14 protein-coding genes are annotated in these 13,064 nt (G+C 40.7%); 8 read left to right on the forward strand and 6 right to left on the reverse strand.

The features are described 5' to 3' along the window. Positions 1-7: 7 nt before the first annotated feature. Positions 8-2,839, reverse strand: a complete 2,832-nt coding sequence (uvrA, locus tag J655_RS11645; protein ID WP_032006616.1) for an excinuclease ABC subunit UvrA — start codon at positions 2,837-2,839, stop codon at positions 8-10. A 296-nt stretch (positions 2,840-3,135) separates the two neighbouring features. Between uvrA and J655_RS11650 the strand changes: the two genes are divergently transcribed. The 4 genes from J655_RS11650 to J655_RS11665 all read left to right on the forward strand — a co-directional run bounded on the left by J655_RS11650 (position 3,136) and on the right by J655_RS11665 (position 5,532). Then, positions 3,136-3,738, forward strand: coding sequence for a TetR/AcrR family transcriptional regulator (locus tag J655_RS11650; protein WP_005804456.1), 603 nt, complete (start codon positions 3,136-3,138; stop codon positions 3,736-3,738). A gap of 3 nt (positions 3,739-3,741) precedes the next feature. Beyond that, entirely contained in the window at positions 3,742-4,719 is a 978-nt protein-coding gene (locus J655_RS11655) for a zinc-binding dehydrogenase (protein ID WP_032006617.1), read from the forward strand. A gap of 65 nt (positions 4,720-4,784) precedes the next feature. Continuing rightward, the gene (locus J655_RS11660; RefSeq protein ID WP_002122000.1) at positions 4,785-5,138 is read left to right on the forward strand and encodes a DUF1304 domain-containing protein; all 354 of its coding nucleotides are present in this window, start codon (positions 4,785-4,787) and stop codon (positions 5,136-5,138) included. A 52-nt stretch (positions 5,139-5,190) separates the two neighbouring features. Beyond that, positions 5,191-5,532 (forward strand): GlpM family protein, encoded by a 342-nt coding sequence (locus J655_RS11665; protein ID WP_032052392.1) that lies wholly within the window; start codon positions 5,191-5,193, stop codon positions 5,530-5,532. A gap of 42 nt (positions 5,533-5,574) precedes the next feature. On the opposite strand, the gene J655_RS11670 is transcribed toward J655_RS11665, so the two are convergent. The 3 genes from J655_RS11670 to tenA all read right to left on the reverse strand — a co-directional run bounded on the left by J655_RS11670 (position 5,575) and on the right by tenA (position 7,597). Then, positions 5,575-6,381, reverse strand: a complete 807-nt coding sequence (locus J655_RS11670) for an SDR family NAD(P)-dependent oxidoreductase (protein ID WP_032006619.1) — start codon at positions 6,379-6,381, stop codon at positions 5,575-5,577. 103 nt (positions 6,382-6,484) lie between these two features. Further along, positions 6,485-6,856 carry a MerR family transcriptional regulator gene (locus J655_RS11675; protein ID WP_005078608.1) on the reverse strand — a complete coding sequence of 124 codons (372 nt, stop codon included), beginning with the start codon at positions 6,854-6,856 and terminating at the stop codon, positions 6,485-6,487. 66 nt (positions 6,857-6,922) lie between these two features. Continuing rightward, entirely contained in the window at positions 6,923-7,597 is a 675-nt protein-coding gene (tenA, locus tag J655_RS11680) for a thiaminase II (protein WP_032006620.1), read from the reverse strand. A gap of 262 nt (positions 7,598-7,859) precedes the next feature. Here tenA and J655_RS11685 point away from each other — a divergent pair, with 262 nt between their 5' ends. The 3 genes from J655_RS11685 (at position 7,860) to ssb (ending at position 11,092) form a co-directional block, all read left to right on the forward strand. Continuing rightward, positions 7,860-8,942: a DUF475 domain-containing protein gene (locus J655_RS11685; RefSeq protein WP_005066886.1), complete on the forward strand. Its 1,083-nt coding sequence runs from the start codon at positions 7,860-7,862 to the stop codon at positions 8,940-8,942. Positions 8,943-9,088: 146 nt separating this feature from the next. Next, positions 9,089-10,453, forward strand: coding sequence for an MFS transporter (locus J655_RS11690; RefSeq protein WP_005078603.1), 1,365 nt, complete (start codon positions 9,089-9,091; stop codon positions 10,451-10,453). 51 nt (positions 10,454-10,504) lie between these two features. Beyond that, positions 10,505-11,092 (forward strand): single-stranded DNA-binding protein, encoded by a 588-nt coding sequence (ssb, locus tag J655_RS11695; RefSeq protein WP_005066890.1) that lies wholly within the window; start codon positions 10,505-10,507, stop codon positions 11,090-11,092. A 40-nt stretch (positions 11,093-11,132) separates the two neighbouring features. Here ssb and J655_RS11700 read toward each other — a convergent pair whose 3' ends face one another. Together J655_RS11700 and J655_RS11705 are read right to left on the reverse strand one after the other, a co-directional pair. After that, complete coding sequence (locus J655_RS11700) at positions 11,133-11,456, reverse strand: AzlD domain-containing protein (RefSeq protein ID WP_002117414.1); 324 nt, start codon at positions 11,454-11,456, stop codon at positions 11,133-11,135. Then, a complete protein-coding gene (locus J655_RS11705; protein ID WP_032006621.1) occupies positions 11,453-12,148 on the reverse strand; it encodes an AzlC family ABC transporter permease in 696 nt (231 codons plus the stop codon). The genes J655_RS11700 and J655_RS11705 overlap by 4 nt, the downstream gene beginning before the upstream one ends. A gap of 68 nt (positions 12,149-12,216) precedes the next feature. Here J655_RS11705 and J655_RS11710 point away from each other — a divergent pair, with 68 nt between their 5' ends. Continuing rightward, positions 12,217-12,765, forward strand: a complete 549-nt coding sequence (locus J655_RS11710; RefSeq protein ID WP_032052393.1) for a helix-turn-helix domain-containing protein — start codon at positions 12,217-12,219, stop codon at positions 12,763-12,765. The last annotated feature ends 299 nt before the right edge of the window (positions 12,766-13,064 follow it).

The raw sequence follows: 13,064 nt of genomic DNA on the forward strand, positions 1-13,064 counted from the left end.
CAATAAATTATTTCAACATCGGTTTTAAGAAACGACCTGTATGTGAAATTTCAACCTCAGCCACTTGTTCAGGTGTGCCTTCGGCAATGATCATACCACCGCCCGAACCACCTTCAGGACCTAAGTCAACAACCCAGTCGGCTGTTTTAATCACATCAAGGTTATGTTCAATCACCACAATGGTATTACCCTTGTTACGTAGCTCATGCAAAATATCGAGTAACTTGGCAATATCATGGAAATGTAGACCTGTTGTTGGTTCATCCAAGATATATAAAGTTTTACCCGTATCTCGTTTTGCTAACTCACGCGCAAGTTTTACACGTTGCGCTTCACCACCAGATAAGGTCGTAGCGGCTTGACCTAAACGAATATAGCCTAAGCCCACCTGAGTTAAGGTTTCTAAGCGGCGGTGGATGACTGGAATGGCACTAAAGAATTCAGCAGCATCTTCGACAGTCATTTCTAGAACATCAGAAATGTTTTTGCCTTTATAGCCGACTTCAAGCGTTTCACGGTTATAACGTTTGCCATGACATGCATCGCAAGGTACATACATATCTGGTAGGAAGTGCATTGCGACTTTGATCATACCGTCGCCTTCACACGCTTCGCAGCGTCCGCCTTTTACGTTAAACGAGAAACGACCAGCACTATAACCACGGGCTTTTGCCTCTGGGGTTTGAGCAAATAACTCACGGATTGGCGTAAATAACCCTGTATAAGTCGCTGGGTTAGAACGCGGTGTACGGCCAATTGGGCTTTGGTCAATATCAACAACTTTATCTAGATGTTGAAGTCCATCAATTGAATCAAACTTTTCAGCGGTTAAAGTTGTTGCGCCATTGAGCTGTGTTGCAGCCAATGGAAGTAACGTACGGTTAATCAGCGTTGACTTACCTGAACCTGAAACGCCAGTCACACAAGTCATAATGCCGAGCGGAATTGTTAAGTCGACATTTTTTAAGTTATGACCTGCTGCACCTGAAAGTTTGATGACTTCATCTGGACGTGGTGATTTAGTACGTTTTTTTGGCACTTCAATTTTGAGTTTGCCAGAAAGATACTGTCCTGTAAGAGAATCAGCATGTTTAGCCAATTCATCATACGTACCTTCAGCAATAATCACACCGCCGTGTACACCAGCGCCTGGACCGATATCAATAATATGGTCAGCAGCACGGATTGCATCTTCATCGTGTTCAACGACTAATACTGTGTTACCTAAATCACGTAAACGAATCAGCGTTTGTAATAAACGATCGTTATCGCGTTGATGTAGACCAATTGATGGTTCATCAAGGACATACATGACGCCCATTAAACCTGCACCAATTTGTGAGGCTAAACGGATACGCTGCGCTTCACCACCAGATAAGGTTTCTGCAGAGCGAGCCAGACTTAAATAATTCAGTCCAACACTCACCAAGAAATGTAAACGCTCTCGAATCTCTTTAAAGATTTTATCTGCGATTTCGCCTTTAGCTCCTTCAAGATTTAAACCTTGGTAGTAACTTTCAGCATCACCAATCGACATACGAGTAATGTCAGCAATGGTTTTGTCTTTCACACGAACATGACGTGAAATTTCATTAAGACGTGAACCATCACATGCATCACACGCTGCATTAGAAAGGTATTGAGCTAAATCATCTCTTACATAGTTACTTTCAGTTTCACGGTAACGACGTTCAAGGTGCGGCAAAATTCCTTCAAATGGTTGCACGCGAGTGTGTTTACGGCCACGTTCGTCGATATAGCTTAAATCAACTTTTTCTTTGCCCGTACCTTGTAAGAATTTCTTTTGAGTATCTTTATCTAGCTGATTCCAAGGCGTATCAAGTTTTAAACCAAAATGATCGGCAACTTTTTGCAGCATCGAATAATAATATGGACGCTGACGATCCCAACCACGGATTGCACCTTCACTAATCGCAAGGTCAGGATTTGGAATGAGCTTTTCAGAACTAAAATGACTGCGTGTACCTAAACCATCACAAACAGGGCAGGCACCAAATGGGTTGTTAAATGAAAACAAACGTGGCTCAAGCTCTGCGACAGCGCGATCACATTCAGGACACGAGTGCTTTGCAGAAAAAACGCGATCAGCATGTTCACCATTCATCCACGATAAAACAGCAATATCGCCACCTAAACGTAGTGCGGTTTCAAATGATTCGGCAATACGGTTACCTAAGTCTTCACGTACTTTGAAGCGGTCAACAACGACTTCAATGGTATGTTTTTTCTTTTTGTCGAGTTCTGGTGGTGTATCAATATCAATGATTTCGCCATCCACACGGGCACGAACAAAACCTTGACCTTGTAGTTGTTCGAACAGGTTACTGTACTCACCTTTACGCTCACGAACGACAGGGGCAAGCAACATGAGTGCTGTGCCTTCTTCAAGCGTTTTTACCGCATCGACCATTTCAGAAACAGTTTGCGCGACCATCGGCAAATCATGTTCTGGGCAATATGGTGTACCGACACGTGCATAAAGCAAACGCAAATAGTCATAAATTTCGGTAATCGTACCAACCGTTGAACGTGGGTTATGACTGGTAGATTTTTGCTCAATGGCAATCGCTGGTGATAAACCTTCAATCGAGTCGACTTCAGGCTTTTCCATTTGCGATAAAAACTGACGGGCATACGCTGAAAGTGATTCGACGTAACGGCGTTGTCCTTCGGCGTACAGGGTATCGAAGGCAAGAGAAGATTTTCCTGAACCTGATAACCCCGTAATTACCACAAATTTGTCGCGTGGAATATCGAGAGACACATTTTTTAAATTATGGGTACGTGCGCCTCGAATACGGATATGACTTTGGCTCATAAAACATCTCAATTATATATTGATGAAAATTTAGGTGCTGATTGCTCAGTCGCAGAGAGGTGTGACTGGTTATAAGCAACAGACCCTATATATGATAACGATTTAAAATTGTTCAAGTGGTACAAAATGATTTAAAGCGACAAATTGTGACGGTTAAACGACAATCGACAAAATTTGTTTAAATAAGCAGATTGTATTTTTAACATTCCTTACTTCAGATTTCTACTCTAAGCAAATTTTAACCAGCAACATAACTTTACTAGACGACTGGTCTAATAGTTGTTTATGATGTGTGCATGAAACGATTAAATAAAAGTGAAACCACGCGACAACACATTTTAGATACGAGCTTTGAGCTGGTACTACGTAAAGGTTTTGTCGGTGTTGGTTTGCAAGAAATCTTAAAGGCTTGTGACGTACCCAAAGGTTCGTTCTATCACTACTTTGCTTCGAAAGAGGCATTTGGCTGTGCATTGCTCGAGCAATATATGGCTGATTATAAAGTTCGTATGGAACAACTTTGGCAACGCAGTGAGCAAAGTGCCCATGCTCGTTTAATGGCCTTATGGCAGGCATGGATTGATGATCCTGTAAACGGTAGTTGGGCTGAAAACTGTCTGATTGTGAAGTTGGCGGCAGAGGTTTCTGACTTGTCAGAAGACATGCGTCAAATTCTCAATGATGGCGTGCACAAACTAACGCAACGTTTGGCTTTGCTACTCAAAGAAGGGCAACAAGAAGGATCAATTCCAAAACATATTGAACCTTTAAAAACTGCGCAAGTCATGTATCAGTTATGGTTAGGTGCTGCTTTACTCACAAAATTGTCGCAAGACAAAGCACATCTACATCTAGCTTTAGAAACCACCCAACAACTCATAAAACCGATAGAGGAATAAAGCATGCGAAGTATTATCCATGGTAATTTTGGCGAACCTGTAGACGTTTTAGAGCAGGCGGATATGCCAAAGCCAGAACCAAAAGCAGGCGAAGTGCGTATTAAAACCATCATGTCTCCAATTCATAATCATGATGTATGGACAGTACGTGGAAGCTATGGCTACAAGCCAACCTTACCTGCGATTGGTGGTAGTGAAGCGGTTGGTGTTGTAGATGCGTTGGGCGATGGGGTCACTCATCTACAAGTAGGGCAACGTATCGCAGTTGCGGCTGTGCATGGCAGTTGGGCTGAATACTTTATTGCACCTGCTCATGGGATTATTCCACTCAATAATGAAATTGATGATGAAACTGCAGCACAGCTGATTGGTATGCCAATTAGTGCTCTCATGCTACTCGACTTTGTAAATGTTCAACCGGGTCAATGGCTCATTCAAAACACGGCAAATGGTGCAGTCGGTAAAACAGTTGCGATGATTGCACAGGCACGTGGCTTACCTGTAATTAATTTAGTTCGTCGTACTGATGCGATTGCAAAGATGCAAGCATTAGGTATTCAGCATGTTGTTGCGACTGATCAGCCTAACTGGAAAGAGCAAGTTAAACAGATTCACGGCGACCAATCTCTTATTGCTGGTGTGGACTCGATTGGAGGAACCGCAAGTGGCGAAATGCTGAATTTACTCAGTGAAAATAGCTTGCTCGTTTCGTTCGGTAGTATGACTGGCGAAACCATGCAGATTTCATCGGGTGATTTGATTTTCAAACAAGCGACAGTAAAAGGTTTCTGGGCGAGTGTAGTTAACAAAGAAATGCCTGCCGAACGCAAAAAAGAACTCATTGTTGAGTTATTAACGTTAGCAACTCAGAAAAAATTAATCCTTCCTGTAGAAGGTGTATTTAGTTTTGATGAGATTAAAACTGCCGCTCAAAGAGCAACGCAAGGTGCTCGTCAAGGCAAAGTGTTGTTAAAACCGTAACACATTAAAAGATCAGTCGAGAGACTGATCTTTTTTCATATCTTTAAAATAAAAAGGAAAATCGTATGATTGGACAAATTTTAATTGCACTTATCGCAATATTACATGTCTATATTTTAGTGTTAGAAATGTTTTTGTGGGACAAACCCTATGGCATGAAAGCCTTTGGAAATAATGCCGAAAAAGCAAAACTCACCAAAGTCATGGCACAGAACCAAGGTCTTTATAATGGCTTTTTAGCGGCGGGTTTGTTTTGGGCTTTATTGGCTGATGCACCATTTGCAACATCAATTGCTAATTTCTTTTTAGGTTGTGTACTGATTGCAGGTATTTATGGTGGTCTGACTGCTAGTAAAAAGATTATTTATATTCAGGCAGTTCCAGCATTGATTGCTTTAGTCGCTGTTAATTTTCTTTAAAAAGCGCAAAATACAGCATTTTGAAATGGAAATGACCAGATAGGATCAGTGTATGTGGGCATTATTTTTAAAATGTATGTTGGGGGCTGGGGTTGTCCTCATTATTTCGATTTTATCGAAAAGTAAGGCATTTTATATTGCAGGTTTAGTCCCACTTTTTCCTACCTTTGCTTTAATTGCTCATGTGATTGTTTTTCAGCAAAAAGGAGCCGAAGCATTACAAAAAACGGCTCTGTTTGGTCTATGGTCACTTATTCCTTATGCCATTTATTTAGTTGTTGTTTATGTGCTGGCAACACGCATGTCGATGTGGTCGTGTCTAGGAGTGGCAACGTTATGTTGGGTTGTGGCTGCGGCAGGGTTGATTTATGGCTGGCAGCCATTTCAACAATAAAAGAATAAGAGAAATCCCTTAATCTTTTAAATTGAACTATTTTTATGAATGCTCAACAACACGGGTTTTGAGCATACCTTCAACTAAATTAATCATCTTTTGGCGAGAAAGAATTCGGGGCAATTGAGACGTCAAATAGTTGCTACATCCCACCACAACTGTTGCTTTATTCTTATCTAATGCTTTAACCGTTGCAGACACAACGTCCTCAACTGTAGAGCTTTTCATACCACTCGTATCGGCATTTGCGACCTGAGTAAAATTGGTTTGGGTATTGCCCGGACAAACCGCCAGAAATTTAACTCCTGAAGAGCCGTATTCTCCTGCAAGAGCCTCAGTAAATTGCAATACATAAGATTTAGTTGCCCCATACACAGCAATATAAGGCAGAGGTTGAAACGCACCTGTAGATGAAATATTAATCATGATGCCTTTTTTGTTCGCAAGCATGTGGGGCAAAAATAAATAACATAAAGACGTTACACTGCTGATATTTAGCGTAATCATTTCTTGATAGGTAGATACAGATTGATCTAGAAACTTCGTCCATTTTCCAAATCCTGCGTTGTTAATTAAAATCTCTACCGATAAGTTTCTGGCTTGCACTTCATCAAATAAGCTTTGAGCTGAATGGGGTTGAGCTAAATCTAAGACGATCACCTCAACATTCACGTTATATTTTTTTTTAAGTTCATCGGCTAAATCATTCAGCTTCTGTTCGGAGCGTGCCGTTAAAATGAGATGAATTCCTAAAGACGCAAGTTCTTGAGCATAGGCTTTGCCTATTCCTGAAGATGCGCCTGTGATTAATGCTGTTGAATTTTTAAATCTAGAAAGGTGAGTGCTCATTTCATTGGTCTGTAATAAAAGAAGCTATTACCATAAACCTTGTCCCTAAGGGCAGAGTCAAGCACTCATTTTGAAAGCTATTTTTAGATTTTAATAAACTGTTTTAAGCAGAAATCTTATTGGTAATATAAGTTTGAATAATCTCATCTTCTAGTTGTTTTAAATCTTTTTGCAAACGGCTTAAAGCTTCTTTTTGCTCAATAATTTGTTGGTTCTTTTTCTGAATAAGCTGCTGTGCAATTTCTACAGGAAAACGATTATTTTTATATTTTAAAGCTGACAGGTCATAAAGCTCGGAAAGGCTAAATCCAACAGCTTGTGCAAGGCGAATCATCTTAACCGATTGAACATCAATCTCTTCATAAATACGATAATTACCTTTTCTTTTTGCGACTGGCAGTAAGCCTAATTTCTCATAATGCCGAATGGCCTTAGGAGTGGCTCCAGTCAAAGCCGCTAATTCGCCGATATACATATCTGTCTCGCATTTTATTGAAAATCGATCAGGCTATTAAGTGCACTGACCGATTCTTTTGAAGTTTTAAATATGATCTAAACCTAACCACTGTCTTTGGTGATAGGCACTATCCCAAAATAACCACTCAAGTTTTGCACCCATCGTATAGGCTGCATGCATTTTTTCTAAAGTGTCTGCATCACAACGTGCGGCAACTTTATCTACTGTCGCAATCACATTACGAACGGCTATATCGAACTCTTCACCTGCATAGGTATCAATCCATGCTTGGTAAGGGTTACTTGGAATTGATTTATTTACAATATCTTTGCCAACTTCGGCATAAATCCAGAAGCAAGGTAAAAGCGCAGCAAGTACAACGGGGTAGCTTTCAGACCAAGCAGTTGCTGTTAAAAATGAAGTGTAGTGGTGGCCTGCCAAAGTTAATGGTGTATTTTTAAATTCTTCTTTGGTTACTCCAAAGTTTTTCATGAAGTCATCATGCAAACTACGCTCCACCACAATCGCAATTTTAGCTGCATCTGAAAATTGCATAATATCGTCAGCCTCAAAGGCCTTTGCTGCTGCAACAGCAAGCACACGACCATAGGCCACTAAATATTGAGCATCTTGAATAACATAATGACAAAAAGCTTCTTTATCTAAAGTACCGTTAGCAAGTTCCTGATTAAAAGGCAGGTCGAGAATTTTTTGATATAAATTTAAATTACGTTGCCAGAGTTCTTGAGAAAAAAGCATAAAATCATTCCATTTAAAATTAGACAGCTAAACTGGATTTTAAATCAATTTTAAAATACAAAAATAAGAATGATAGATATATCGAAAGAAAATATTTAATACGATTAATGAGTTAATTAAATATTATAAATTTCTTTATTAAACAGAGAGATAAAGTAAAGGGAATAACGGCACAAAACAACATCGTTTTGTGGTTAATTATCGATATAATAGCGGCGGTTTTTAAGAAAGATTAAATTTATTCTTGGTATAGGTCTGATCCATGAAGCATTTCCGATTTTCGATATTTTTTACGGTGGTGTGTTTAGCACTATCCGCGTATTGGGGTTTTACCCATGGACCTGAAGCGGGCGTGTCTACCATGCTTAAAGCTTTAACCATTACAGCCATTTTAGCTGTAATGGAGGTCTCTTTATCTTTTGACAATGCTGTCGTAAATGCATCGGTTCTACGTAATTGGGACCCGTTCTGGAAAATGCTCTTTTTAACGGTAGGTATTTTAATCGCCGTTTTTGGTATGCGTTTAATTTTCCCGGTGGCGATTGTTGCGGTGACTGCGGATATGGGAATGATTGAAGTAGCTAAATTGGCACTCAATGATCCGAAAACCTATTCTGAACGTTTAATGGCACATCACGCTGAAATTTCGGCTTTTGGTGGAACATTCCTATTACTGGTGTTCTTAAACTTCTTCTTTGATGAAGAAAAAGAAACCCATTGGTTCAGATGGCTTGAAGCTAAACTTTCTAGTTTAGCAAGTGTACCGGCAATGTCTGTCTTTATTGCTCTAATTGCGATGTTAATTATGGCAGCAAATGTTGATGAGTCGCAGCGCCTTGTGGTGACTATGGCTGGGATTTGGGGCATTGTGGTTTATATTGGCGTTGAAGTATTAAGTCATATGTTAGGTGGTGAGCCTGAAATTGACGAAGATGGCAATGCTATTATGAAAGATGGATCGGGCGCGGCTTCTGGCGTAGTTAAAGCGGGTATAGGTGGTTTCTTATATCTTGAAGTATTAGATGCATCATTCAGTTTTGATGGCGTGATTGGTGCTTTTGCAATTACTAGCGATGTTGTCGTGATTATGCTGGGCCTTGCGATCGGCGCTATTTTTGTCCGTTCAATGACAGTTTACCTTGTTGAAAAAGGCACACTAGATGCCTATGTGTTCTTAGAACATGGTGCGCATTATGCGATCGGTGCTTTAGCATTCATTATGATTGCAAGTGGTACAGGCGTACATGTACCTGAAGTTGTTACTGGTTTAATTGGTGTAGCGTTTATTGTTTGGGCGGTTATTGCTTCAATTCAATATTCAAAGCGTGAGCAACAATCGCCTTAAGCTAATTTTCAGTAAAGTTCGATAGAATAAAGAGGCTAAATGCCTCTTTATTTTTTTAAGCCCAAATCGTTATTTTAAATAAGGTGTTCCGTATTTTTAGAAACGAATCGGCTTATAATTTACCTAGTTTGATAACGTGTATTGATATGATGAATGCTTTGGAACGTCGCTCAACTTTTGCCTTAAGTAGTATTTTTGCGCTACGCATGTTGGGCTTGTTCATGATTATTCCTGTCTTTTCTGTAGTTGGGCAGTCATATCAATATGCGACTCCAGCACTCATTGGTTTGGCTGTAGGGGTTTACGGCTTAAGTCAGGCGATTTTACAAATTCCATTTAGCTTACTGGCAGACCGTTTTAGCCGTAAACCGCTTGTAGTATTTGGTCTATTACTGTTTGCGATTGGTGGTGCAATTGCGGGTTTATCTGACACGATTTATGGCGTAATTATTGGTCGTGCCATCGCTGGTGCTGGTGCAGTTTCAGCAGTCGTGATGGCGCTTTTAGCCGATGTGACACGTGAAGAGCAGCGTACTAAAGCCATGGCCGCGATGGGCATGAGTATTGGTCTGTCTTTCGTGGTCGCTTTTAGCCTTGGGCCTTGGCTCACAAGCCTTGTGGGCATTTCTGGTTTGTTCTTTGTGACAACCATTATGGGCTTGATTGCGATTGCGATGTTATTGCTTGTACCTAAAGTCACTCGTCATCATCGTAATTATCAACAAGGCTATATGGCGCAGCTTAAGCAAGTCATTCAAATGGGTGATTTAAACCGTTTACACGTTTCGGTTTTTGCATTGCATTTATTGCTGACAGCCATGTTTATTTATGTGCCTTCACAGCTCATCGAGTTTGCGCATATTCCTTTGGCGAGCCATGGTTTGGTGTATTTGCCGCTGTTAGTCATTAGCCTGTTCTTTGCATTTCCAAGCATCATCATTGCTGAAAAATATCGCAAAATGCGCGGGATTTTCTTAACAGCAATTACAGGGATTATTGCAGGTTTGCTGCTGCTCATATTTGGTTATCAATCAAAATATGTATTACTCGCTGGCTTAGGAATTTTCTTTATTGCATTTAATGTGATGGAGGCTTTATTGCCTTCTTGGCTGTCAAAATCTGCTCCAATCCAGTCAAAAGCAACGGCTATGGGCGTAAATGCCAGTAGTCAGTTTTTAGGCGCTTTTTTTGGTGGCACACTAGGTGGTCAATTATTGATGTTACATAATACTGCGATTGGATGGAGTGTCTTAGCAGGGATTGCTATAATATGGTTGCTAATTAGTTTTGGTTTAGCTCAGCCGCGGTATTTGTCATCGATTGTGTTGCCATTGCCGCAAGTGCAACAGGTGAATGAGTGGACCACACAGCTATTGGCAATTCGTGGTATCGAAGAAGTTGTGGTGATGCCTGACCAGCAAGTTGCTTATATTAAAGTCGATAAACAGTCTCTAGATGATGCTGCGCGACGTGATTTAACGCAGTTGTTCGGTAAAGAGGTAGCCATTTAAGCATAACTCTTATAAAGTAAAACATAGAAATGTATAGGATGAAGACAGCTAATGCGTGGTGTAAATAAGGTTATTTTGGTTGGTACTTTGGGTCGTGATCCTGAAACAAAAACTTTTCCAAATGGGGGCTCGTTGACCCAATTTTCAATCGCGACAAGTGAAGCTTGGACTGATAAAAATACCGGTGAACGTAAAGAACAAACAGAATGGCACCGTATTGTTTTGCATAACCGTTTAGGGGAAATTGCTCAGCAGTTCTTGCGTAAAGGTTCTAAGGTTTATATTGAAGGTTCACTACGTACACGTCAGTGGACAGACCAAAATGGCCAAGAGCGTTACACTACAGAAATCCGTGGCGACCAGATGCAAATGTTAGATGCTCGTCAACAAGGTGAACAAGGTTTCGCTGGCGGTAATGATTTTAACCAACCACGTTTTAACGCACCTCAACAAGGTGGTAATGGTTATCAAAATAATAACAACCAAGGTGGCGGCTATGGCCAAAACAGCGGTGGTTATGGTAACCAAGGTGGTTTCGGTAATGGTGGAAGCAACCCTCAAGCGGGTGGTTTTGCGCCTAAAGCACCACAACAACCAGCTTCTGCACCAGCTGATTTAGACGACGATTTACCGTTCTAATCAAAGTTTCAAAAAAGGCGAGTTTATCTCGCCTTTTTTATTACTCAATTCCAAGCAAACGTATAAGTGCCGTGCCGGCAGCTGCCAAGCAAATCACTAATAACAGCGGTACTTTTTTCCAAACCAAGAACAGTGCTAAGCCAACACCAAATATACGCGCGAAACCCGCAAAATGTTGACCTTCAAAAAATGTAGTGGTCACTGCAATCGCACAGAGCAAAACAGTCGCACCGTTTGAGAGTAAAACTTGGTACTTTTCAGAAAAAGAGAACTTGGCACCCAAATGAAAACCAGCGAAACGAATCCCATACGTTCCAAGTGCTAGCAAGCCTATACCTAAAATAATTAGTAATTGTTGACTCATTTCTTTCTACCAAATATTAAGCCAAAAAGTGAAATCAGAATTGGAAGTCCTGAGGCCAAAAAAGGTGTGGTGATCAGCGCTAAAGTTGATCCGGCAAATGCAGCTTTTCGAGTGGTTTTATTCTTTAAAGCATTAAAAGTAAGTGCAATTAAAATCGCGGGGAAAATGGCATCTAAGCCAAATGTTTTAGGGTCTGGAATAGCACTTCCAATGAAATAACCCGCAGTGACACCCAGTGGCCAACTGAGCATAATGCATATACCACATAACCAGTAAGCAGCTTTTTTTGTTTCAAAATCGGGCTGTGCCATACCAAACAAAACGCTTTCATCGTTCATGATATGAGCCCCGAAATATCGAGAATATTTGCCACGGATTAGTTCATTGACCGCAATACCAAAAGGTAGATGTCTTAAATTGACGAGTAGTCCTGCAATCGCAGCTGCAATTGGGCTACCACCTACAGCCAAGAAACCAATAAAGATAAATTCGGCAGTTCCTGCGAGCACAAACACGGATAGACAAAGCGGGATCCAGAGTGATAAGCCATAACTTGCAGCGAGTGAACCTAAAGACATACCAACGACACTCGTCGCTAGACATACAAAGAAAATCGAGCGGGTAGTGTCTTTACTAAGTTTTTTAATCAGAGAGTATGTAGACATAGCATGATATAACGAACGATTTTCCATTATAATGAATAAGTCTGATCGTTTTGTCAAAACGAACGATCGTTTTTTTTATAGAACGGATGTGGTGAATGTCTCAGCCAATCGAAATTATTGCCAAAGGTTTAACGCGTGAACGTCAAAGAGCAGGGCTTTCATTGGCAGAGGTTGCTCGTCGTGCAGGTGTTGCCAAATCGACTCTTTCACAATTAGAAGCGGGCCAAGGTAACCCTAGCATTGAAACCTTATGGGCACTTTGTGTTGCGCTCAATATTCCATTTGCACGGTTGATGGAAGAGCCGAGTAATCAGGTGCAAGTGATTCGCTGTGGCGATGGGCCAACAGTGAGTTCTGAGATTGCCAACTACAAAGCAATTTTGTTAGCGACTTGTCCGCCACATGCGCGCCGAGATGTTTATTTACTAATTGTTGAACCAGGCGAAGACCGCCTTTCAGAGCCGCATCCAGTTGGTTCTGTGGAGCATATTATTATGGTTGAAGGTAAAGCTTTGGTGGGCTTAATTGATGAAGCTGTTGAGCTTGGTGTTGGAGATTATATTTGTTATCCAGCTGACCAGAAACATATATTTAGAGCGTTGGAAACAGGCACAAAGGCATTATTAATTTCTGAACAAAACTAAAGAATTTCAATCTGATTAAAATAAAAACTAAAAGCCATTTACCAGCATCCCCTACAAAAAGGGCCAATTTTGCGTATAAATTTTGCAATTGGCTCTCTCTTTTATTACAAAAATGGCTCTCGTTTCTTGAGTGCCGAAACGACAAATTAAAGCTATTGGAAGTATGCATACGGAAGCGCCGGATAAGCTCAGTGAATTTTCTGTTTTAGGAATTGGGCAGAACGGCTAAATTTTTAGGGGATATTTTTTGGCTTCGGAGGATTTCCGAGACTAGCCGATATCCTCCATATATTAAGGAA

It is taken from the genome of Acinetobacter sp. 1294243, assembly GCF_000588015.1.
In the GTDB taxonomy this organism is placed as follows: Bacteria; Pseudomonadota; Gammaproteobacteria; order Pseudomonadales; family Moraxellaceae; genus Acinetobacter; species Acinetobacter pittii.